Origin of the sequence: Tepidimonas fonticaldi (assembly GCF_007556755.1) — a bacterium.
Taxonomy (GTDB): Bacteria; Pseudomonadota; Gammaproteobacteria; order Burkholderiales; family Burkholderiaceae_C; genus Tepidimonas; species Tepidimonas fonticaldi.
In genome coordinates, this window is record NZ_VJOO01000012.1 from 1 (window position 1) to 20,297 (window position 20,297).

A 20,297-nucleotide genomic window follows, 5' to 3' on the forward strand; every position below is an offset into this window, starting at 1 on the left:
ACAAGCGCCGCAACGAAATCGAGCGCCTGTTGCGCCGTCTGAAAGGGTTCCGCCGCATCTTCAGCCGCTTCGACAAGCTCGACGTCATGTTCGCGGCCTTCATCCACTTCGCACTGATCGTCGAATCGTTGCGATAGTGTTAACAGGCCCTAGCCGAAATCGCCGGCCAGCGCCACCGTCACCAGATCGCCGCGGTGCGCCATTGCGCTCGCCCCGCGTCAGTCGGTCCAGCCGTCCGCCTGGGCCAGGGCCTCGTCCATCCAGCGCGCCAGCCCCGCATCCCGCGCGTCGGCCTGCGCCACGCGCGCGCTCTGCTGCCGGCACGCTTGGGCAAAGCCGGGCTGGCGCGTGTCCGGCACCCAGAGCTGAACCAGCCGCAGGCCGCTGCGGCGCTTGCGCTCGCGGGCACGGGCGACACGGACGGCGGCGGGGGTGGACACGGCGCAGGCTCCTCGTTGCAACATGTTGCAGCATAGCACCGGCCGCGGTGGCGGTGCAACGGGCCGGCGCTACCCCGCGCGGCGCGCCTGCTCGTACAGTTCCTCGACCTTGGGGATGTTGGCCTCCAGGTCGCGGATCCGGCTCGGGCCGCTGGGGTGGGTGGAGAGGAACTCCAGCCCGTTGCCGCCGGCGACCTGCGCCATCTTCTGCCACAGCGCGACGCTGGCGCGCGGGTCGTAGGCGCCGCGCGCGGCCAGCTCCAGCCCGACCAGGTCGGCCTCGGTCTCATCCTCGCGGCTGAACTTGAGCGACAGCAGCTGCGTGCCCAGGTCCGCCGCCAGCCGGCCGAGGTCGCCCAGCCCGAGCAGCTGCGCGCCGAGCGACAGGCCAAGGCCGGTGGCCTGCGTCTTGGCGATGCGCGAGCGCGCGTGCTCGCGCAGCGCGTGCGCCATCTCGTGGCCCATGACCATCGCCGCCTCGTCGTCGTTCAGCTGCAGCTGGTCGAGGATGCCGGTGAAGAAGGCGATCTTGCCGCCCGGCATGCAGAAGGCGTTGATCTGCTTGCTGCCGATCAGGTTGACCTCCCAGCGCCACTGGCGCGCGCGCTCGTTCCACGGCAGCGCATGCGGCACCAGCCGCTGGGCAATCGTGCGCAGCCGGCGCAGCTGCGGGTGGCCGTCCGGCGCCAGCGCGCCCTTGGCGCGCGCCTGCGCCAGCAGTTGGGCATATTGTTGGCTGGCTGCGGATTCCAACTGCGCGGCGGGCACCAGCGAGCGCAGCGCGGAGGGCTGCCCCACCTGCACCTGGCCCCAGACCGGCGCCAGCGCACTCGCCCCGGCCGCCGCCGTCGCCGCGCGCAAAAATCCCCGTCGGCCCGACAGGGCGGCTCGAGCATCGCACATCCAGCACATGGGTGCATGATAGGCACAATCGGTGGCCTGTGTCGTGACCGATCGTGTCATTTGTAACCCCGTCACCCGACCGCATCCATGTCCGCACCGCCTGCCCGTCCCGCCGATTCGTCCCCGCACGCCCCGTGGTGGCGGGTGCTGTGGGATTGGCGTGTGCCCGCGATGGCGGCGCTGGGGTTTTCCGCGGGTTTGCCGCTGCTGCTGATTTTTTCCTCGCTGTCCCTCTGGCTGGGTGAGGCGGGGGTGGAGCGCCGGGCGGTCACGTTCTTCAGCTGGGCGGCGCTGGCGTATTCGTTCAAGTTTGTGTGGGCGCCGTTGGTGGACCGGCTGCCGTTGCCGGGGCTGACGGCGCGCCTGGGGCGGCGGCGCGCCTGGCTGCTGGCGGCCCAGGTGGGGGTGGTCGTGGCCATCTTGGGGATGGCCAGCACCGACCCGGCCGCGGGCCCGGCGGCGCTGGTGCGCATGGCGGGGTTTGCGGTGCTGCTGGGCTTCATGTCCGCCACGCAGGACATCGTCATCGACGCCTACCGCATCGAGATTGCGGCCCCCGAGCAGCAGGGGGTGCTGTCGTCGGCCTACATCGCGGGCTACCGCATCGGTATGGTGGTGGCGGGGGCAGGGGTGCTGTTTTTGGCCGCGGCATGGGGATCGACCAAGGGGGGGTACGACTACGGCGCATGGGCGGCGGCCTATGCGGTGGCGGCGCTGGCCATGGTGACGGGCCTGGTGACCACGGCGCTGGTGCCGGAGCCCCGCCTTTCCGACGCCGAGGCGCCCGCCCCCGCGGGCGAGCACGCCCGCTTGCTGGCGGTGTTTGCGCTGGCGGTCGCGGCGTTCGTCGGGGTGTTCTGGTCCCTGGGGGCGGCCGGCACCGCGTTGGGCGCGGGGGCGCTGGGGCCGTTGCCGACGCTGGGGTGGGAGGGCGTGCGCCTGGCCGTGGCGCTGGGGGTGGCCTTTGTCACGGGCGGGCTGCTGGTGCGAGCGGGGGTGGCCAGCCGGGTGGCCGCGCGGCAGACGTGGGTGGAGCCGGTGCGGGCGTTTTTCGTGCGCCACGGCTGGGCGGATGCGGCGCTGCTGCTCGCGATCATCGGCCTGTACCGCATCTCCGACATCGTGTTGGGGGTGATTTCGAACGTTTTCTACCAGGACCTGGGGTTTTCCAAACCGGACATTGCGACGGCGGTCAAGACCTTTGGGGTCATCGTCAGCATCGCTGGGGGATTTTTGGGCGGCATTCTGGCGACGCGCATGGGGGTAATGCGCTCGTTGTGGTGGGGGGCCGTGCTGTCGGCCCTGACCAATCTGGGGTTCGTTGGGCTGGCCCTGGCCGGGCCGCAGCGGCCCTTCCTGTATGCGGTGGTGGCGGCGGACAACCTGGCCGCGGGCTTTGCCAGCGCGGCATTCGTCGCGTTTTTGTCCAGCCTGACGCAGGTGCGCTTCACGGCGGTGCAGTACGCCATCTTCAGCTCGCTCATGACCCTGCTGCCCAAGGCTCTGGGCGGCTACTCGGGCGGTATGGTCGATGCGTTGGGCTACCCCGGGTTCTTCGTGCTGACGTCGGTTCTGGGGGTGCCCGTGCTGCTGCTGGTGACGTGGGCCGGGCGGCGGCTGGCGCCCGACGCGCGCTGAACGGGGCGCCGCCTCCCCCAAACAGGGGAGGCGGCGCGGCGCTTTTTGCGCGCACAATTGGATCCGGACGCTGTCACACGCCCACGCGCCCTGGCCCAACACAACAACACCCATCAGGGCCAAAGCCAGGGGCCCGACACGGCCCCGGTATTGGCCGGGGCGTGTCGGCAACCCCCGCCGTGTGCCAGGCGCGGCGGGCGGATTGCCCGTCTGCGGTCGTCCACCGAATCCCAACGACGTCCTGTGATGGACTTTGGCCGCCGCAGCTCAACCCCGGCGGCTTTTTTCTGCCGGGTTGGGTGGCGCTGGGGGCGGCGCCCGCGCGCTCAGGCCGGCGCCGGGCGGGGTACCGGCCGCGGGCGGCCTTGCTCGTCGATGGCCACGTAGGTCAGCGTCGCTTCGGTCACCTTCACGCATTGGTAGTGGGGGCGCTGGCGCTCGGCCCACACCTCCACCTGCACCGTGATCGACGTGTTGCCGATGCGCACGATGGTGCCGTAGAAGCTGAGCAGGTCCCCGACCTTGACCGGCTGCTTGAACAGGAACTGGTTGACGGCGACGGTCGCAAAGCGCCCGCCCATGTGCCGTGCCGGGATGACCGACCCCGCCAAATCCACCTGGGCCATGACCCAGCCGCCAAAAATGTCGCCGTTGGCGTTGACATCGGCGGGCATGGGGATGACCCGCAAAACCAGCTCCTTGTCCTGCGGCAACGAGGCGTCGGCGGCGGGCGGGGTGTCCGTGCTTGAGGGTACGATGGCGTCTGTCATGAACCCGATTGTCGATCATGCGTGAGCGTGCCATGGCCGGCGCCGCGCCGCGACCCTTGCCCGCTGCCGCCGCGCCGGCGCGCAGCGACGGCCAGACGCTGCGCCGCCTGTTGCCGTATTTGTGGGAATACCGCTGGCGCGTGGCCGCGGCCCTGGTCCTGATGGTGGGGGCCAAGCTGGCCACGGTGGGCGTGCCGCTGTTGCTCAAAGAGCTGGTGGACGCCCTGACGCCGCTGCCGGGCCTGTCCGCGCAGGCAACGGGGCTGCTCGTGGTGCCGGTGGGGCTTTTGCTGGCGTACGGCGCGCTGCGGCTGTGCGCGACGCTGTTTGCCGAGCTGCGCGAGCTGGTGTTCCTCAAGGCCACCGAGGGCGCCACCCGCGCCATCGCGCTGCAGGTGTTTTCGCATCTGCATGCGCTGAGCCTGCGCTTTCACTTGGAGCGCCAGACCGGGGGGCTGACCCGCGACATCGAGCGAGGCACGCGCGCGGTGCAGTCGCTGATCTCGTATTCGCTCTACAGCGTGGTGCCCACGCTGATCGAGGTGGCGCTCGTGCTGGCGTTGCTGGGCACCCGGTTCGAGGCGTGGTACGTCTGGACGACGGGGCTGGCGCTGGTGGCGTATGTGGCGTTCACGGTCAAGGTGACCCAGTGGCGCACCGGTATCCGGCGCCAGATGAACGAGCTGGAGTCGGCTAGCCAGACCCGGGCGATCGATGCGCTGCTCAATTACGAAACGGTCAAGTACTTCGACAACGAGGCCTGGGAAGCACGCCGCTATGCCGACAGCCTGGACCGCCTGCGGCGCGCGCGGGTGCGCACGCAGGCCTCGCTGTCGCTGCTCAACGCGGGCCAGCAGCTCATCATCGTCGTGGCCCTCGTGGCCATACTGTGGCGCGCCACCGTCGCGGTGACCGAAGGGCGCATGACGCTGGGCGATCTGGTCATGATCAATGCCTTCATGATCCAGCTGTACCTGCCGCTGAACTTTCTGGGGGTGCTGTACCGCGAGATCCGCCAGGGTCTGACCGATCTGGGGCGGATGTTCGATCTGCTGGAGCGGGAGTGCGAGGTGCGCGATGCCCCCGATGCGCGCGAACTGGCTGTGGCGCACGCACCGCAGGTGCGCTTCGAGGCGGTGCGTTTTGGCTATGAGCGCGAGCGCGACATTCTGCACGGCGTGGACTTGGTCATTCCGGCCGGGCGCACGGTGGCGGTGGTCGGCCCTTCGGGTTCGGGCAAATCGACGCTGGCGCGGCTGTTGTACCGCTTCTACGACGTCGGCCGCCCGGGCGACGACGACGCGGCCCGCGCGGCGGCGGGGCGCATCACCGTGGATGGCCACGATGTGCGCCACGTCACCCAGGCCAGCCTGCGCCGGGCCATCGGCATCGTGCCGCAGGACACGGTGCTGTTCAACGACACCATCGAATACAACATCCGCTACGGGCGCCCCGATGCGACGGCCGACGAGGTCCGCGAGGCGGCGCGGGCGGCCCACATCCTCGACTTCATCGAGCGCCTGCCACAGGGCTGGCAGACGGTCGTGGGCGAGCGCGGCCTCAAGCTCTCGGGCGGCGAAAAGCAGCGCGTCGCCATTGCGCGCACCCTGCTCAAGAACCCCCCGATTCTGATCCTGGACGAGGCCACCTCCGCCCTGGATTCGGCCAACGAGCGCGCCATCCAGGCCGAGCTGCGCCGGCTGGCGCGCGACCGCACGACGCTGGTCATCGCCCACCGGCTGTCCACCGTGGTCGATGCGCACGAGATCGTGGTGCTGGAGCACGGCCGCATCGTCGAGCGCGGCCGCCACGCCGATTTGCTGGCGCAAGGGGGCCGGTATGCCCAGATGTGGGCGTTGCAGCAAAGCGGTGCCGACGGCGCCTGATCGGACCGGCGGGGCACGGGGAGGAAGGCATGGAAACCAAGTGGCTCGAAGACTTCGTCAGTCTGGCCGAGACGCGCAGCTTCAGCCGCTCGGCGCAGTTGCGCCACGTCACGCAGCCGGCGTTCTCGCGCCGCATCCAGTCGCTGGAGGCGTGGGCCGGGGTGGACCTGGTGGACCGCTCCTCGTACCCCACCCGCTTGACCGAGGCCGGCCAGACGCTGTACGCCCAGGCCATCGAAATCCTGCACACCCTCCAGACCACGCGGGCGCTGCTGCGCCAGCACACGGCGGTGGCCAAGGACACGATCGAGTTTGCCGTGCCGCACACGCTGGCGTTCACCTTCGTGCCGGCGTGGCTGTCGCGGCTGCGGGCGGAGCTCGGGCCGATCAAGACGCGGTTGGTGGCGCTGAATGTGCACGACGCGGTGATGCGGTTGACCGAAGGCGGGTGCGATCTGCTGCTGGCGTATCACCACGCGTCGCAGCCGATCGAGCTGGACGCCGCGCGCTACGAGATGCTGCCCCTGGGGCGCGAGGTGCTGGCCCCTTTCAGCCGGCCCGGCCCCGATGGGCGGCCGCTGATGCGCCTGCCTGGTGCGGCCCGTGCACCGGTGCCGTACCTGGCCTATGCCCCGGGCGCGTATTTGGGGCGGGTGGTGGACTGGGTGCTGCGCCAGTCCGCCGAGCCGGCCTACCTGGACCGGGTGTACGAGACCGACATGGCCGAGAGCCTCAAGGCCATGGCCATCGAGGGGCACGGGGTGGCCTTTTTGCCGACCAGCGCGGTCCAGCCGGCGCTGGCCGACGGCCGGCTGGTGCCCGCCGCCCCGCGGGAGGGCACTTGGCAAGGCGAGCTGGACATCCGTCTGTACCGCGCGCGCGGCGGGCGCCCCAAGGCCGCCGCCCAGCGGTTTTGGGAGGATGTGCAACGCCTGGGCGGCGCGCCCCCCTGACCGCCGGCGCGCATGGCGCGGGTTTTTTCCCGGGCCTGGCATGGCGGATGCTTGTAAGATTCGCGTTACCGTTCATCCCAATGGAAAGGATTGCTGCATGAAGAAGCAACTGCTGGCACTGGCCCTGACGGCCCTGGCGGCCACCGCCGCGAACGCCCAGGCCAACGACACCCTGGCCAAGATCAAGTCCACCGGCTCGGTCACCATGGGGGTGCGCGAATCGTCGGGCGTGCTGTCCTACACGCTGGGCGATGGCAAGTACACGGGCTATCACGTCGAGATCTGCCAGCGCGTGCTGGGCGACATCCAGAAGCAGCTCGGCCTGGCCAAGCTGGACATCAAGTACCAGCCGGTGACCTCGCAGAACCGCATCCCGCTGGTGCAAAACGGCACCGTGGACATCGAGTGCGGCTCCACCACCAACAACCAGGCGCGCCAGCGCGACGTGGCCTTTGCCGTCACCACCTTCGTCGAGGAGGTGCGCATCGCGGTCAAGGCCAACTCGGGCATCAATTCGATCAAGGACCTCAACGGCAAGAACGTCGCGACCACCACCGGCACCACGTCGGTGCAGACGCTGCGCAAGCACGAGCGCGCCGGCGGCGTGGACTTCAAGGAGGTGTACGGCAAGGACCACGCCGACAGCTTCCTGCTGCTCGAGTCGGGCCGCGCCGACGCCTTCGTGATGGACGGCTCGCTGCTGGCCGGCCTGATCGCCCGCTCCAAGAATCCGGCCGACTTCAAGATCGTCGGCGAGGTGCTCAGCGTCGAGCCCATCGCCATCATGTTCCGCAAGGACGACCCGGCGTTCAAGAAGGCGGTGGACGACTCCATCGTCGCGATGATGAAGTCCGGCGAGCTGGCCAAGATCTACGACAAGTGGTTCATGCAGCCCACGCCGCCGAGCAATGTGCGCATGAACATGCCGATGAGCGAGGCCCTCAAGGCCGCCATCGCCAGCCCGAACGACCGGCCGATGGAGGCCTACGCGGCCAAGTAACCGGTCCCGAAGGCGCTGCTGAACCCCGGGCGCGTCCGGCGCCTCGGGGTCTTTTGTTTTGGTACGGGAGCACATCGCATGCAATGGGACTGGCAGGTGTTCTGCGAGGACACCATTACCCGCGACGTCCAGCCGCGCTGCTTTGGGCAGGGCGGTGACATCACTTACCTCGACTGGATGCTGTCCGCCTGGGGCTGGACGGTGTCGGTGTCGCTGTTGGCCCTGGTGCTGGCGCTGCTGGCGGGCAGCGTGATCGGCACCCTGCGCACCTTGCCCGGCAGCCCCTGGGTCGTGCGCTTGGGCAACGCCTGGGTCGAGCTGTTTCGCAACATTCCGCTGCTGGTGCAGATTTTTTTGTGGTACCACGTCATTCCGGCGCTGGTGCCGGCGCTCAAGGGCGTGCCCGGCTTCGTGCTGGTGGTGATCGCACTGGGCCTGTTCACCTCGGCGCGGATTGCCGAGCAGGTCAAGTCCGGCATCCAGGCCCTGCCGCGCGGCCAGCGCTACGCCGCGCTGGCGCTTGGACTCACCACCGCGCAGGCCTACCGGTATGTGCTGCTGCCGATGGCGTTTCGCATCATCATCCCGCCGCTGACGAGCGAGACGATGAACATCTTCAAGAACTCGTCGGTGGCGTTTGCCGTGTCGGTGGCGGAGCTGACGATGTTCGCGATGCAGGCGCAGGAGGAGACCGCGCGCGGCATCGAGATCTATCTGGCGGTCACGGGGCTGTACATCGTTTCGGCGTTTGCGATCAACCGGCTGATGGCCTTCATCGAGCGGCGCGTGCGCGTGCCGGGTTTCATCGCCAGCGGCGCGGCGGGGGGGCACTGAGATGCTCAACCTCGACTGGTCCTTCTACCGCTGGGACGTCATCAGCAGCTTCGTGCTCAAGGGGCTGCAGTTCAGCCTGCTGCTGACGGTGGTGGCCACCCTGGGCGGCGTGGCGGTTGGCACGGTGCTGGCGCTGATGCGGCTGTCCGGCCGCCGATGGCTGGAGCTGCCCGCCACCATCTACGTCAACGGCATGCGCAGCATTCCGCTGGTGATGGTGATTCTGTGGTTCTTCCTGCTGGTGCCGTTCGTCATCGGCCGGCCGATCGGTGCGGAGCTGTCGGCGATCATCACCTTCATCGCGTTCGAGGCGGCCTACTTCAGCGAGATCGTGCGCGCCGGTATCCAGTCCATCCCGCGCGGGCAGGTGATGGCCGGCCACGCTCTGGGGCTGACGTATGGTCAGAACATGCGCCTGGTGATCCTGCCGCAGGCGTTTCGCAACATGCTGCCGGTGTTTCTGACGCAGACCATCATTCTGTTCCAGGACACCTCGCTGGTGTACGCGATCGGGGCCTACGACATGCTCAAGGGCTTCGAGGTCGCGGGCAAGAACTACGGCCGCCCCATCGAGGCCTATCTGGCTGCCGCGGTGGTGTACTTCGCCATCTGCTACGGCTTGTCGGCGCTGGTCAAGCGCCTGCACGCCCGCATCGCCATCATCCGTTGAACCCCGGGACCGCAGGGCTGCCGACACCGCGGCCCGCGCGCTCCCCATCCGAACGCTGAGGAGTCGTCATGGAACGACCGATGATCGAACTGAAGAACGTGTCCAAATGGTACGGCGCCGTGCAGGTGCTCAACGACTGCTCCACCGCGATCCGCAAGGGCGAGGTGGTGGTGGTTTGCGGGCCGTCGGGCTCCGGCAAATCGACGCTGATCAAGACCATCAACGCGCTGGAGCCGATCCAGAAGGGCGAGATCTGGGTCAACGGCCAGCCGGTGCACGACCCCAAGACCAACCTGCCCAAGCTGCGCAGCCACGTCGGCATGGTGTTCCAGCACTTCGAGCTGTTTCCGCACCTGACGGTGACCGAGAACCTGACGCTGGCGCAGATCAAGGTGCTGGGCCGCAACCCGGAGGACGCCAAGAAGCACGGGCTGAAGTACCTGGAGCGCGTCGGCCTGATCGCGCACAAGGACAAGTATCCCGGGCAGCTCTCCGGCGGTCAGCAGCAGCGCGTGGCGATTGCGCGCGCGCTGTCGATGGACCCGATCGTGATGCTGTTCGACGAGCCGACCTCGGCGCTGGACCCGGAGATGGTCGGCGAAGTGCTGGACGTGATGATCGGCCTGGCGCAGGAAGGCATGACGATGATGGTCGTCACGCACGAGATGGGCTTTGCGCGCAAGGTCAGCGACCGCGTCATCTTCATGGACGTCGGCGGCAAGATCCTGGAGGACTGCCCGAAGGAGGAGTTCTTCGGCAACCCCGAGGCGCGCCAGCCGCGCACCAAGGATTTCCTGAACAAGATCCTGTCGCACTGAAAGCCGTAATGGCCGCTCGGGCGGGGCGACCCGCCCATGCAAAAGGGCTCCCCGCGGGGAGCCCTTTGCACGTCGGTGCTCGAGGCGGCGCGTGGCGCCGCCCGAAGGCACGTCACATCGCCGCCGGCACCGGCGCGTTCATCGCGCGCTTCTCCAGCGTCCACTGGTGCAGCGAGCCGTCGAAGTTGCGCGCCTGGGCGTTGCCCAGCAGTTCCGAGACGATGAACCACGGCAGCGAGGAGTCGTTGCCGCTGTTGCAGTAGGTGATCAGCGGCTTGGACGGATCGACGCCGAGCGACTGGAACACCGCGCGGTAGGTCTCGGGCTTGAGCAGCCGGATCGCGCCGCCGCGGGTGACGAACAGCGTGTCCAGCGGCACGTTGCGCGCGCCGGGGATGTGGCCGTAGGCATAGACGTAGTCGCGCTTGAACACGCCCAGGTACATCGACGTGGCGCGGGTGTCCACCAGCTGCACGTCCTTCTTCTCCATTGCCGCGGCCACGTCCGGCGAGTCGGCGACCAGGCTGGCGAAGCGGTCGGCGGTGACCTTCCAGGTGGTGGTCAGCGGCGCCGGGGCGTCCTTGCTCCACGGGCGGCCCCCCAGCAGCCACGCCACCATGCCGCCGTCCAGCATCGCCACCGGCGTGTCGGCGTAGGCCTTGAGCAGGATGTGCAGCCGCGCCGCGTCGTTGAAGTCGGAGATCTTCTGCCCCTCCGGCACCAGCACGATCGGCTTGTCGGCCAGCACCCCCACCGCCTGCACCACCTTCTCGAAGGTGGCGCGGTCCGGCATCATGTAGCTGACCTTGTTGCCGGCGATCTCGCGCTGGGTGCGCAGCTCCTTGGCCAGGAACAGCCGCGAGCCGGGGATGTGACCGCCGAACTCGTCCAGCACCTTCTTGCCGTCCTTGGTGGTCTCGAACTCCGGCTCGCGCGTGAAGCTCTTGGCGTCGTTGCGGATCTCGATCACCTGGACCTTGTCGAGGTTGTCGGCCAGCCACTGTGTGCTGACCAGCGGGCCGGGCAGCACGCCCTGGGCCCAGGCGCTGGCGGCCAGCGCGGCCGCACCGAGCGCCACTGCGATGCGTCGAAGGGTTTTCATCGTCGTCTCTCCTTGGGGGCAAAAAATCGGTCAGGCCAGACCCAGCCGCCGCAGGCGCGGGGCCAGCGCCGCATCCGTGGCGCTGAGCACCTCGAGCGTGCGGTCTTCCCACACCTGCTCCGCCGGACGCTGGCGCAGATGAGGCTCGAGCGCCGCATCGCGCGCGCGCAGCAGCGCGGCAAGCTCGTCGGCGAACAGCTGCACCATCGCGGTCAGCCAGCGCGCCAGCGGCGCCAGCCGCCCGCCACGCGCGGCGAGGCGAAACGCCGGCAGGCGCGCGATCAGCTCCGCCGCCGGCGCCCAGCGCCCCGCCGTGACCCAGCGGTTGGTGGTGAACCAGCGCAGCGGCTGGCCGCGCGCATCCAGCGCCAGCGCCGCCACGTGCACGTGCGCACCGGGCTCGGGCCCGTCCCAGAACAGATGGAAGTGGCCGTGCTCCGGCGGGGCGTCGGCACCCCAGCGCTGCGCGCCGCCGTGCGCGTGGTAATAAAAGCGCGTGCCGTGCGCCGCGTCGACGACGTCGCGCGCCGGGTAGTGGCGCAGCTCTTCGAAGCGGCGCGCGCCGCCCAGCGCCGCCTGCGCCAGCGACACGCCGCGCTGCGCGTAGGCCAGCGGCACGCGCAGCGCCACCTCGGCCCACTCAGCCAGGTCGGCCGGGTCGGTCGCGGGGGCGGCGGCGGGGCGCATGGGGCGTTCAGCGGGCCGACGTGTGTTCAGTCGCGCCGGCCATCGTCACGGCCAAGCCGGCGATCAGCGCTTCGGCGCGCACGGGTTGGCCGGGGCGCAGGGGTTGTCGCCCTCGGTGCGCTTCTTCTTTTTCTTCTTGTCGGCGCCGGGCGCGCACGGGTTGCCCGGGGCGCACGGGTTGCCGGCGGCGCTGGCGGCCGGCTTGCCGTCGGCCTTGGGCGCCTGCTGCGCCATCGCGGCCGGGGCCACGAGGCTGGAGGCGACCAGCAGCGCGGTCAGGGTCTGGGTCAGGGGTTGCTTGCGGGTCTTCATGGTCTTCAAGTGCCGGTGACGTCGAAAGTGGGGTTGGGGACGCCGGGCCGCGTTGATGGAGCGGGCTCCCGGCGCACGGGAAAGGTTCGTCGGCGCGTTCAGCCGGCCTGGCGCACCTGCGTGGTGGCGTTGCCGCAGCCTTGGGCGCCGCAGCCGCAGCCGGCCTCGCCGAGCACGGCCTCCTGCGCGTCGATCGGGCCGCCGTGGCGCTGCTCGAACCAGCGGCCCAGGTAGTACACGCCGACGAGGGCCGCGGCCATCGCGCCGATGATCCACCACGGCGAGATGCCCCAGGCGTCCTGGAGGGTGTCACCGGCCTCGACCTCGGCCATGGCCATGATGGCCTCGATCGCCGGGCCGTACAGGCCGGCGAAGGCGAACGTGCCGACGATCAGCCCGACGAAGAACACCAGCGCGTCCAGCCGGCCCGAGGCCACCCCGACCACCGAGGTGCCGGGACAGTAGCCGCCGATGGCGAAGCCGGCGCCGACCAGCACGCCGCCGATGGCCGAGGCCATCATCAGCGACGTCGGCACGAACACCGACTCCAGATCCAGCACGCCGGCCATGCCGAGCAGCTGCAGCCCGACCGCGGCCACCACGATGGCGGTGAACATCACCTTCAGCACCGACCAGTCGCGCAGCGTGAACTGGCCGGTCAGCTTGCACGGGCTGCCGAAGCCGGCGTTTTCCAGAACGAAGCCGAACGCCACGCCGACCAGCAGCGCCGACCACACGGTTTCCTGCAACGGGAACATGGCTTCAGACCCCCTTGACGAGACGGCTGACGATCAGCCCGGTGACGAAGAACGCGCCGAGGAAGACGAACGCCGCGATCGACAGCGTGGCCGCACCCGACAGGCCCAGCCCGCTGGTGCAGCCGGCCGCGATGCGCGCGCCGAAGCCGGCCATCAGCCCGCCGATCAGCGCGGTGGCGATGCGCTTGCCGGTGCCGACGCGCGTGGCGCCGTCCAGCTGCACGCGCAGCCGCCCGGCCAGGAAGGCCGCCAGCAGCGCGCCGGCGAACACGCCGATCACCTGCCAGGTGATCCAGCCGTCGAGGATGTCGGGCCGCGCCATCGCGCCGAGGTAGGCGTTGGCCTGGATGGCCTCGGGGGCGGCCTGCAGGCCGAGCCAGGCGCTCAGCCGCGTGGTGAAGCCGGTCGCGCCCAGCCCGTGCCCGGTCAGCACGAAGGTGGCCAACAGCGTGACGCCCAGCGCCACGCCCGCCAGCCACGGGTTCCAGAAAGGTTTCGGGGTCGTCGTCATGATGGCGATCGTGAGAAAGGTCAATGAACCGTACCCCGCAGAGTATAGGCAACGGCGGCGGCGAGCGCAACGGGCCGGGCCCGCTCGGGGGCGACGCGCGAGCGGGCCCGCGGCGCCCGCGCCGCTCAAACGCGCTCGACCGTGCCGCCGTAGCGCGCCACCGTGGCGTCGTGCGTCAGCAGGCGCATCGGCTCCACCCGTGCCTGCGCCACCAGCAGGCGGTCGAACGGGTCGGCATGCAGCGGCGGCAGGTCGGCCACCGCCACGGCGTGCTCCGGCGCCACCGGCAGGAAGCGGTAGCCGGACGCTTCGAAGTAACGCAGCGCCTCGGCGCCGGAGACCGGCATGTCGCCGCGCGCCAGCGCATGCTTGATCGTGATCTCCCACAGCGTCGCGGCGCTGATCCAGACGGTGGCGCGCGGGGACTCGATCAGCTCGCGCGCCCGCGCCGACAGGCGCGGGCTGTCGGTGATGGCCCACAGCGCCACGTGGGTGTCGAGCAGCAGGTTCACGCCTCGCCCCCGAGAAACAGGCGCGCGACCTCGTCGTTGTGCGCGTCGATGTCGTCCGGCACGGCAAAGCGCCCCTTGGCCACGCCGATGCGCCGTCCTGTCGGCGGCGCCTCCAGCGGCACCAGCCGCGCCGCCGGACGGCCATTGCGCGCGATGACGATCTCGCGCTCGCGCCCCTCCTCCAGCGCCTGCACCAGGCGCGACAGCGAGGATTTGGCCTGCAGCATGTTGACGGCGGTCATGCGGGACTCCCGTGTGGCGGCATTTGGCCAAGTCTGGTCTGGTCATGTCGTTTTGTCAACCCGATGCCCCGTCCCCTCCGAGCGGCGGCCCCGGCCGCCGCTGTGCGAGGCGCCTTTCCGGCGTCGGCCCCGCTCTGCGACAATCCGGCCCGATGAGCCACGCCCCCGACACCCTGACCCTGATCCGCCCCGACGACTGGCACGTGCACCTGCGCGACGGCGCGGCGCTGGCCACGACGGTGCCGCACACGGCGGCGCAGTTCGCGCGCGCGATCGTGATGCCCAACCTCAAGCCGCCGGTGACCACCGCGGCGCAGGCGGCGGCCTACCGCGAGCGCATCCTCGCGGCGCGGCCGGCCGGCGTGGCGTTCGAGCCGCTGATGACGCTGTACCTGACCGACCACCTGCCGCCGCAGGAGATCGAGCGCGCGCGCGAGGCCGGCGTGGTGGCGGTCAAGCTCTACCCGGCGGGCGCCACCACCCACAGCGACGCCGGCGTCACCGACCTCCGCCGCACGTACCGCACGCTGGAGGCGATGCAGCGCGCGGGGCTGCTGCTGCTGGTGCATGGCGAGGTCACCGACGCCGAGATCGACATCTTCGACCGCGAGGCGGTGTTCATCGAGCGGGTGCTGGAGCCGCTGCGGCGCGACTTCCCGGGCCTCAAGATCGTGCTGGAGCACATCACCACGAAGGAGGCGGCGCAGTACGTCGCCGAGGCCGGGCCGAACCTCGCGGCGACGATCACCGCGCACCACCTGCTCTACAACCGCAACGCGCTGCTGGTCGGCGGCGTGCGGCCGCATTACTACTGCCTGCCGGTGCTCAAGCGCGAGGTGCACCGCCAGGCGCTGGTGGCGGCCGCCACCAGCGGCCATCCACGCTTCTTCCTCGGCACCGACAGCGCGCCGCACGCGGTGCAGCTGAAGGAGCACGCCTGCGGCTGCGCCGGCTGCTACACCGCGCCGGCGGCGCTGGAGCTGTACGCGGAGGCGTTCGAGGCCGCCGGCGCGCTGGACCGGCTGGAGGGCTTTGCCAGCCTGCACGGGCCGGACTTCTACGGCCTGCCGCGCAACACCCAGCGCGTGACGCTCGAGCGCGAGGCGTGGACGGTGCCCGAGCGCTACCGCTTCGGCGACGCGGAAGTCAAGCCGTTGCGCGCTGGCGAGACGCTGCGCTGGCGGCTGGTGGGGTGAGGGTGCGGGGCGCGGATGCACCGTGGCTGCGGCCTTATGCCGCCTCGCTGGCGTGGCTGGACGCCGCACCGCCCGACACGCGCACCGCGCAACGGTTGGAGAGCCTGCGCCAGCGGCCCGGTGCCGCGTCGGCGGTGCCGACCTTCGTGCCACACGAGTGGCTGCCGACGGGCGAGGCGTATGAGGCCTTCATCCACCGTACCGGGCAGGTGCCCACACGCGACAATGCCCACGACGCGTTCAACGGGCTGGTGTGGTGGCGCTTTCCGGCCACCAAGGCGCGGCTGAACCGGCTGCAGGCGACCGAGATTGCGCGGCTGGGCATTGGAGGCCGCCGTGGCCCGGTGCGCGACGCCCTGACCGTTTTCGATGAAAACGGGGCCCTGCTGCATGCGCCGCCCGCCCTGTGGGCGGCCTTGCGGGCACGCGATTGGCACACGCTGTTCGTGGCGCAGCGCGCCTGGTGGCGCGAGGCAGCCTTGGTGTTGTTTGGGCATGCGCTGCTGGAACAGTTGCAACGGCCGCACAAGGCCTTGACGGCGCATGTGCTGTGCGTGCCCATGCCCGCGCCCCCGCTCGATCCCGAGCCGAATGTCGATGGCGACGGTGCGGCCCCCCACCCGTGGGATGCCGCGCTGGCGGCCACCCTGGACGGGTGGAGCGCCGAGGCATGGGCCGCCAAGCCGTTTGCGCCGTTGCCGGTATTGGGGGTTCCGGGATGGTGGCCCGACAATGCGCACGCGTCGTTTTACGACGATGCCCGGGTATTCCGCCCGCCGCGTCCGCCCACGCCCATCGGGGCCGGGGCTGCCGGGGCATAGGCCACGCCGTGAAGGCGACAAGGAGGCACAGATGCGCATCCTGACGTGGAATGTGCAGTGGTTCCGCGGCATGGACGGCCGCGTGGACGTCGCGCGGGTGCTGGCCCATGCGCGGGAGTGGGGCGGCGACCCCGAGGTGATCTGCCTGCAGGAGGTGGCGCAGCACTTTGGCGGCCTGGCCGGTGCCGGAGAGGCCGACCAGGTCGCGGCGGTGGCCGCGGCCCTGCCCGGGTACGAGGTGTTTTTTGCGCCAGCGATGGACGACTGGCGGCCGGGTCGCGCCACGCGCCAGCGTTTGGGCAACCTGATCGCTGCCCGCGTGCCGGTGTGGCAGGTGCGCCATCAGGCGCTGCCGTATCCCCCCGACCCGGCGGTGCCGTCCATGCCGCGTGTGCTGGCCGCGTTGACCGTGCAGGCCCCCTGGGGGCCGTTGCGCGTCGGTTGCACGCATTTGGCGTACTACTCCGCCACGCAGCGCCTGGCCCAGGCCTGTGCGCTGGCCGCGTGGCAGCGGGAGGCGGCCGCAGTCGCCGCGGCGCCGCCCCGCACCGACACAGAGCCTGCGGACACCCCCTTCCACGCCCGGGTGTGGGCGGGCGAGGCGGTGTTGTGCGGCGACTTCAACACCGCGCCCGACACCGACGCCTACCGCGTCCTGGTCGAGGCGTCCGCGGGTATGTCTGCGGCTTTCGTGGACGCCTGGCCCCTGGCGAACGGGCCGGGGCCGCGGCCCGCGACCTTTCGCGTGCACGAACCGGGCGAAACGCCCATCGCGTGCGACTTCATCTTCGTCACGCCGGGCCTTGCGTCCGCCGTGCGGGGCGTGCGGCTGGATGCCGACACCCGGCTGTCGGACCACCAGCCGCTGGTGCTGGAACTCGGGGCCCCGCCCCGACTCTGAGCGCTTGCTACCATCGACCCACCGTCCCTTGAAGCCGCGCTGGCGCGGCCTCATGTGGGGGACGCGGGCGGTGCCGAGGGCACGGCCCCTCTCAACCTTGCAACGGAGACTCCATGAAACGCATCCTGCTGCTGGTCTTGACCAACCTCGCCGTGATGGCGGTGCTGTTGATCACCACCCGCATCCTGGGCGTGGATCGCTTCCTCAGCGCCAACGGCCTGAATCTGACCGCGCTGGCGATCTTCTCGCTCGTCATCGGCTTTGGCGGCGCCTTCATCTCGCTGTTGATGAGCAAACCCATGGCCAAATGGACGACCGGGCTGGTCATCATCAACGAGCCGCGCAACGCCGACGAGGCGTGGATCGTCAACACGGTGCGCCGCTTTGCCGACAAGGCCGGCATCGGCATGCCGGAAGTCGGTATCTACGAGGGCGAGCCCAACGCCTTCGCCACGGGGGCGTTCAAGGATTCGGCGCTGGTGGCGGTCTCCACCGGCCTGCTGCAAAACATGACGCGCGAAGAGGTCGAGGCCGTCATCGGCCACGAGGTGGCGCACATCGCCAACGGCGACATGGTGACGATGACGCTGATCCAGGGCGTGATGAACACCTTCGTCGTGTTCCTGAGCCGTGTGATCGGCTACGTGGTGGACAGCTTTTTGCGCCGCGGCGACAGCGAGCAGTCCGGCCCCGGCATCGGCTACCTGATCACCAGCATCGTGATGGAGGTGATCCTGGGCTTCCTCGCCGCGATCATCGTGGCCTGGTTCAGCCGCCAGCGCGAGTTCCGCGCCGACGCCGGTGCCGTGGCCTTGATGGGGCGCAAGCAGCCGATGATCAATGCGCTGGCGCGTCTGGGCGGGCTGCAGCCCGGGGCTTTGCCGCAGGGCATGCAGACGCTGGGCATCACTGGCGGGCTGGGCAAGCTGTTCAGCACCCACCCGCCGATCGAAGAGCGCATCGCGGCGCTGCAGGCGGCCTGACCGCGGCCCTGGCCCGGCAGCGCATGCACCGGGCGCCCGCCGCCGTCAGCCGTAGGTGACGGCCAGACGGGTGCTCCGGTCGGGCGGCGGCGGCTCCACCCCCAGCAGGTGGCAGCCCAGCGCCTCGGCGACCTTGATGCCGTCCACCCCCGCCGACAGAATGCCGCCCGCATAGCCGGCCCCCTCGCCCGCGGGGTACAGACCGGCGGTGTTGACGCTTTGATAGTCCGCCCCGCGGGTGATGCGCAGCGGCGACGAGGTGCGGGTTTCCACCCCGGTCATGACGGCATCGGCGCGGTCGTAGCCGCGGATCTGCCGGCCAAAGACGGGCAACGCCTCGCGCATGGCCTGCACCGCGTAGGCAGGCAGCACCGTGGCCAGATCGCCCAGGGTGACGCCCGGTTTGTACGACGGCACCACGTCCCCAGGGGCGCGGGAGGGCCGGGCGGCCAAAAAGTCCCCCACCAACTGGCCCGGCGCCAGATAGCCGCCGCCCCCGGCGCGGTAGGCGGCGCTCTCCAGTTGCCGCTGCAGCACCACGCCCGCCAGCGGGTGGGCGCCGCCGTGGGCCCCCAGCGCGGCGGCTTCGGCGGCGTAGCGGCTGCCCGCGTCGTCGCCAAAGGCGGCGCGCCAGGCGGCAGCGTCGTGTTGCGGAAAATCCGCGGGGCCGATGCCCACCACCAGCCCGGCGTTGGCGTTGCGCTCGGCGCGCGAGTACTGGCTCATGCCATTGGTGACGACGCGCTCCGGCTCGCTCGTGGCCGCCACCACCGTGCCCCCCGGGCACATGCAGAAGCTGTACACAGCGCGGCCGTTGTGGGCGTGGTGCACCAGTTTGTACGCCGCCGCACCGAGCAGCGGATGGCCGGCGTGGCGGCCCCAGCGCGCGCGGTCGATGACGCTTTGCGGGTGCTCGATGCGCACGCCGATCGAAAACGGCTTGGCCTCCAGGAACACGCCGTGGCGGTGGAGCTGTTCGAAGGTGTCGCGCGCGCTGTGGCCCAGCGCCAGCACCACGCGGCGCGCGCTCAGGGTGGTCTCCTGGCCGCTGGCCAGGTCGCGCACGCGCAGCCCTTGCATCGCCAGCCGGCCGTCGGCCGTGCGCTCCAGCACGAAGTCCGTCACCTGCTGCTCGAAGCGCACCTCGCCGCCCAGCGCGGTGATGCGCTCGCGCAGCGCCTCCACCACCTTGACGAGTTTGAAGGTGCCGATGTGCGGGTGCGCATCGTACAGGATCTCGGGCGGCGCGCCGGCGTCCACGAAGGCCTGCATCACCCGCCGCCCCAGGTGCCGCGGGTCCTTGATCTGGCTGTAGAGCTTGCCGTCCGAAAACAGCCCGGCACCGCCTTCGCCAAACTGCACGTTCGACTCGGGCGTGAGCACCCGTTTGCGCCACAGCCCCCAGGTGTCCTTCGTGCGGCGGCGCACTGGGCGGCCGCGTTCCAGCACCAGGGGGCGCAGCCCCATCTCGGCCAGGGTCAGCGCGGCAAAAATGCCGCACGGCCCAAAGCCCACCACGACGGGCCGCTCGCCATCGGCGGGCATCCCGTCCGTCGCCCGCGCGGGCGGCCGCCACGACATGTCCGGCGTGGGCTGGATGTGCGGATGGCCCGCGCACCGTTGTAGCACGGCGGCTTCCTGCGCGGCATCGGCCAAGGCCACGTCCACGATGAAGACGGCGCGGATCTGCACGCCCCGTGCGTCGAACGCGCGCTTGAATACCTCCAGCCGGGCGATCGCGTCGGGGGGCACGTCCAGGGCCTGGGCGGCCAGTGTTCGCAGCGCGGCGATGGGGTGCGGGGGCGGGGCGCGGTCGGCCTCGGTCTCGGCCGGGGCGTCGGCCGCGCGACGGGTTTCGACGGGCAGGGCCTGCAGCGGCAGCTTCAGTTCGGCAATGCGGATCATGCGTCGGTCCTCGGGGCCCGTGGTGATCGGGCATGGGCGCGGATGATACGCAGACCCGGGGTGCAGGCCAAGCGCACGACGTCAATACCAGGGATAATCTGCCCGTGAAGTCTGCCCGACCGTCGCTGGCGCAAGGCCCGCAAGGGCGCGCTGGAGGAACGTCCGGACTGCGCAGGGCAGCGTAGGAGGTAACGCCTCTCCACCGCGAGGTGAGGATCAGAGCAACAGAGACGAGCCGATTCAGTTCGGGTGAAACGGGCAATCTCTACGCGCAGCAACACCAAGTAGGCCGGCCGGCTCCGGGCGCAAGTCCGGGGCCACCCGTGGTCCCGCGGGCCGTGTCGGTGGGTAGGTGGCATCGAGCCGTCCGGGTGACCGGCGGCCCAGAGGAATGGCGGTCACGCGGGGCCCTCGGGCTCCGCGCACAGAATCCGGCGTACCGGCGGACTTCACCC

Annotated in this window: 22 protein-coding genes, 1 other RNA gene and 1 pseudogene; 13 read left to right on the forward strand and 11 right to left on the reverse strand. The window is 70.5% G+C overall.

The annotated features are described in order from the left end of the window. Positions 1 to 137: pseudogene (locus Tfont_RS07430) on the forward strand (IS5-like element ISCARN85 family transposase); the annotation flags it as partial. An 81-nt stretch (positions 138 to 218) separates the two neighbouring features. On the opposite strand, the gene Tfont_RS07435 reads toward Tfont_RS07430, so the two are convergent. Further along, entirely contained in the window at positions 219 to 440 is a 222-nt protein-coding gene (locus Tfont_RS07435) for an antitoxin MazE family protein (RefSeq protein WP_260682305.1), read from the reverse strand. A gap of 69 nt (positions 441 to 509) precedes the next feature. Further along, positions 510 to 1,352 carry a M48 family metallopeptidase gene (locus tag Tfont_RS07440; protein WP_143968958.1) on the reverse strand — a complete coding sequence of 281 codons (843 nt, stop codon included), beginning with the start codon at positions 1,350 to 1,352 and terminating at the stop codon, positions 510 to 512. A gap of 78 nt (positions 1,353 to 1,430) precedes the next feature. On the opposite strand from Tfont_RS07440, the gene Tfont_RS07445 reads away from it, so the two are divergent. Further along, on the forward strand, positions 1,431 to 2,981 hold the full coding sequence (locus Tfont_RS07445) for an AmpG family muropeptide MFS transporter (protein WP_185974496.1): 1,551 nt from the start codon (positions 1,431 to 1,433) through the stop codon (positions 2,979 to 2,981). 326 nt (positions 2,982 to 3,307) lie between these two features. On the opposite strand, the gene Tfont_RS07450 is transcribed toward Tfont_RS07445, so the two are convergent. Beyond that, the gene (locus Tfont_RS07450) at positions 3,308 to 3,751 is read right to left on the reverse strand and encodes an acyl-CoA thioesterase (RefSeq protein WP_068610866.1); all 444 of its coding nucleotides are present in this window, start codon (positions 3,749 to 3,751) and stop codon (positions 3,308 to 3,310) included. A gap of 17 nt (positions 3,752 to 3,768) precedes the next feature. Between Tfont_RS07450 and Tfont_RS07455 the strand changes: the two genes are divergently transcribed. The 6 genes from Tfont_RS07455 to Tfont_RS07480 all read left to right on the forward strand — a co-directional run bounded on the left by Tfont_RS07455 (position 3,769) and on the right by Tfont_RS07480 (position 9,912). Then, complete coding sequence (locus tag Tfont_RS07455; protein WP_143968959.1) at positions 3,769 to 5,637, forward strand: ABCB family ABC transporter ATP-binding protein/permease; 1,869 nt, start codon at positions 3,769 to 3,771, stop codon at positions 5,635 to 5,637. Positions 5,638 to 5,666: 29 nt separating this feature from the next. Then, the gene (locus tag Tfont_RS07460; protein WP_143968960.1) at positions 5,667 to 6,590 is read left to right on the forward strand and encodes a LysR substrate-binding domain-containing protein; all 924 of its coding nucleotides are present in this window, start codon (positions 5,667 to 5,669) and stop codon (positions 6,588 to 6,590) included. A 97-nt stretch (positions 6,591 to 6,687) separates the two neighbouring features. Continuing rightward, positions 6,688 to 7,590: an amino acid ABC transporter substrate-binding protein gene (locus Tfont_RS07465; protein WP_143968961.1), complete on the forward strand. Its 903-nt coding sequence runs from the start codon at positions 6,688 to 6,690 to the stop codon at positions 7,588 to 7,590. Between the two features lie 78 nt (positions 7,591 to 7,668). Further along, positions 7,669 to 8,424, forward strand: a complete 756-nt coding sequence (locus Tfont_RS07470; RefSeq protein ID WP_143968962.1) for an amino acid ABC transporter permease — start codon at positions 7,669 to 7,671, stop codon at positions 8,422 to 8,424. Position 8,425: 1 nt separating this feature from the next. Continuing rightward, the gene (locus Tfont_RS07475; protein ID WP_143968963.1) at positions 8,426 to 9,094 is read left to right on the forward strand and encodes an amino acid ABC transporter permease; all 669 of its coding nucleotides are present in this window, start codon (positions 8,426 to 8,428) and stop codon (positions 9,092 to 9,094) included. A gap of 80 nt (positions 9,095 to 9,174) precedes the next feature. Further along, entirely contained in the window at positions 9,175 to 9,912 is a 738-nt protein-coding gene (locus Tfont_RS07480) for an amino acid ABC transporter ATP-binding protein (protein ID WP_068610877.1), read from the forward strand. A gap of 112 nt (positions 9,913 to 10,024) precedes the next feature. Here the strand turns inward: Tfont_RS07480 and Tfont_RS07485 are convergent, their stop codons facing one another. The 7 genes from Tfont_RS07485 to Tfont_RS07515 all read right to left on the reverse strand — a co-directional run bounded on the left by Tfont_RS07485 (position 10,025) and on the right by Tfont_RS07515 (position 14,036). Then, on the reverse strand, positions 10,025 to 11,014 hold the full coding sequence (locus Tfont_RS07485; protein WP_143968964.1) for a sulfurtransferase: 990 nt from the start codon (positions 11,012 to 11,014) through the stop codon (positions 10,025 to 10,027). A 30-nt stretch (positions 11,015 to 11,044) separates the two neighbouring features. Continuing rightward, a complete protein-coding gene (locus tag Tfont_RS07490) occupies positions 11,045 to 11,701 on the reverse strand; it encodes a DUF6969 family protein (RefSeq protein ID WP_143968965.1) in 657 nt (218 codons plus the stop codon). A 63-nt stretch (positions 11,702 to 11,764) separates the two neighbouring features. Beyond that, a complete protein-coding gene (locus Tfont_RS07495; RefSeq protein ID WP_143890553.1) occupies positions 11,765 to 12,013 on the reverse strand; it encodes a hypothetical protein in 249 nt (82 codons plus the stop codon). A gap of 98 nt (positions 12,014 to 12,111) precedes the next feature. After that, the gene (locus Tfont_RS07500) at positions 12,112 to 12,771 is read right to left on the reverse strand and encodes a DUF6691 family protein (protein WP_143968966.1); all 660 of its coding nucleotides are present in this window, start codon (positions 12,769 to 12,771) and stop codon (positions 12,112 to 12,114) included. A gap of 4 nt (positions 12,772 to 12,775) precedes the next feature. Then, a complete protein-coding gene (locus Tfont_RS07505; protein WP_143968967.1) occupies positions 12,776 to 13,282 on the reverse strand; it encodes a YeeE/YedE thiosulfate transporter family protein in 507 nt (168 codons plus the stop codon). 125 nt (positions 13,283 to 13,407) lie between these two features. Then, positions 13,408 to 13,794, reverse strand: coding sequence for a type II toxin-antitoxin system VapC family toxin (locus Tfont_RS07510; protein WP_185970619.1), 387 nt, complete (start codon positions 13,792 to 13,794; stop codon positions 13,408 to 13,410). Beyond that, on the reverse strand, positions 13,791 to 14,036 hold the full coding sequence (locus Tfont_RS07515) for a type II toxin-antitoxin system Phd/YefM family antitoxin (protein WP_143968968.1): 246 nt from the start codon (positions 14,034 to 14,036) through the stop codon (positions 13,791 to 13,793). Before Tfont_RS07515 ends, Tfont_RS07510 begins: the two co-directional genes overlap by 4 nt. Before the next feature lie 152 nt (positions 14,037 to 14,188). Between Tfont_RS07515 and pyrC the strand changes: the two genes are divergently transcribed. The 4 genes from pyrC to htpX all read left to right on the forward strand — a co-directional run bounded on the left by pyrC (position 14,189) and on the right by htpX (position 17,937). Continuing rightward, positions 14,189 to 15,232, forward strand: coding sequence for a dihydroorotase (pyrC, locus tag Tfont_RS07520; RefSeq protein ID WP_143968969.1), 1,044 nt, complete (start codon positions 14,189 to 14,191; stop codon positions 15,230 to 15,232). Next, a complete protein-coding gene (locus Tfont_RS07525; protein WP_260682307.1) occupies positions 15,229 to 16,053 on the forward strand; it encodes a DUF3025 domain-containing protein in 825 nt (274 codons plus the stop codon). The genes pyrC and Tfont_RS07525 overlap by 4 nt, the downstream gene beginning before the upstream one ends. A gap of 31 nt (positions 16,054 to 16,084) precedes the next feature. Beyond that, positions 16,085 to 16,954: an endonuclease/exonuclease/phosphatase family protein gene (locus Tfont_RS07530; protein ID WP_143968970.1), complete on the forward strand. Its 870-nt coding sequence runs from the start codon at positions 16,085 to 16,087 to the stop codon at positions 16,952 to 16,954. Between the two features lie 113 nt (positions 16,955 to 17,067). After that, entirely contained in the window at positions 17,068 to 17,937 is an 870-nt protein-coding gene (htpX, locus tag Tfont_RS07535; protein WP_068610885.1) for a protease HtpX, read from the forward strand. A gap of 45 nt (positions 17,938 to 17,982) precedes the next feature. Here the strand turns inward: htpX and Tfont_RS07540 are convergent, their stop codons facing one another. Continuing rightward, positions 17,983 to 19,842: an NAD(P)/FAD-dependent oxidoreductase gene (locus Tfont_RS07540; RefSeq protein WP_143968971.1), complete on the reverse strand. Its 1,860-nt coding sequence runs from the start codon at positions 19,840 to 19,842 to the stop codon at positions 17,983 to 17,985. A gap of 106 nt (positions 19,843 to 19,948) precedes the next feature. Here Tfont_RS07540 and rnpB point away from each other — a divergent pair. Then, positions 19,949 to 20,297: RNase P RNA component class A (rnpB, locus tag Tfont_RS07545), an RNA gene on the forward strand.

What these genes read in the sequence shown, in the direction of transcription:
- Tfont_RS07440 (WP_143968958.1), bottom strand. Translation starts at nt 1,352, where the DNA reads ATGTGCTGGATGTGCGATGCTCGAGCCGCCCTGTCGGGCCGACGGGGA.
- Tfont_RS07445 (WP_185974496.1), top strand. Translation starts at nt 1,431, where the DNA reads ATGTCCGCACCGCCTGCCCGTCCCGCCGATTCGTCCCCGCACGCCCCG.
- Tfont_RS07450 (WP_068610866.1), bottom strand. Translation starts at nt 3,751, where the DNA reads ATGACAGACGCCATCGTACCCTCAAGCACGGACACCCCGCCCGCCGCC.
- Tfont_RS07455 (WP_143968959.1), top strand. Translation starts at nt 3,769, where the DNA reads ATGCGTGAGCGTGCCATGGCCGGCGCCGCGCCGCGACCCTTGCCCGCT.
- Tfont_RS07460 (WP_143968960.1), top strand. Translation starts at nt 5,667, where the DNA reads ATGGAAACCAAGTGGCTCGAAGACTTCGTCAGTCTGGCCGAGACGCGC.
- Tfont_RS07465 (WP_143968961.1), top strand. Translation starts at nt 6,688, where the DNA reads ATGAAGAAGCAACTGCTGGCACTGGCCCTGACGGCCCTGGCGGCCACC.
- Tfont_RS07470 (WP_143968962.1), top strand. Translation starts at nt 7,669, where the DNA reads ATGCAATGGGACTGGCAGGTGTTCTGCGAGGACACCATTACCCGCGAC.
- Tfont_RS07475 (WP_143968963.1), top strand. Translation starts at nt 8,426, where the DNA reads ATGCTCAACCTCGACTGGTCCTTCTACCGCTGGGACGTCATCAGCAGC.
- Tfont_RS07480 (WP_068610877.1), top strand. Translation starts at nt 9,175, where the DNA reads ATGATCGAACTGAAGAACGTGTCCAAATGGTACGGCGCCGTGCAGGTG.
- Tfont_RS07485 (WP_143968964.1), bottom strand. Translation starts at nt 11,014, where the DNA reads ATGAAAACCCTTCGACGCATCGCAGTGGCGCTCGGTGCGGCCGCGCTG.
- Tfont_RS07490 (WP_143968965.1), bottom strand. Translation starts at nt 11,701, where the DNA reads ATGCGCCCCGCCGCCGCCCCCGCGACCGACCCGGCCGACCTGGCTGAG.
- Tfont_RS07495 (WP_143890553.1), bottom strand. Translation starts at nt 12,013, where the DNA reads ATGAAGACCCGCAAGCAACCCCTGACCCAGACCCTGACCGCGCTGCTG.
- Tfont_RS07500 (WP_143968966.1), bottom strand. Translation starts at nt 12,771, where the DNA reads ATGTTCCCGTTGCAGGAAACCGTGTGGTCGGCGCTGCTGGTCGGCGTG.
- Tfont_RS07505 (WP_143968967.1), bottom strand. Translation starts at nt 13,282, where the DNA reads ATGACGACGACCCCGAAACCTTTCTGGAACCCGTGGCTGGCGGGCGTG.
- Tfont_RS07515 (WP_143968968.1), bottom strand. Translation starts at nt 14,036, where the DNA reads ATGACCGCCGTCAACATGCTGCAGGCCAAATCCTCGCTGTCGCGCCTG.
- pyrC (WP_143968969.1), top strand. Translation starts at nt 14,189, where the DNA reads ATGAGCCACGCCCCCGACACCCTGACCCTGATCCGCCCCGACGACTGG.
- Tfont_RS07530 (WP_143968970.1), top strand. Translation starts at nt 16,085, where the DNA reads ATGCGCATCCTGACGTGGAATGTGCAGTGGTTCCGCGGCATGGACGGC.
- htpX (WP_068610885.1), top strand. Translation starts at nt 17,068, where the DNA reads ATGAAACGCATCCTGCTGCTGGTCTTGACCAACCTCGCCGTGATGGCG.
- Tfont_RS07540 (WP_143968971.1), bottom strand. Translation starts at nt 19,842, where the DNA reads ATGATCCGCATTGCCGAACTGAAGCTGCCGCTGCAGGCCCTGCCCGTC.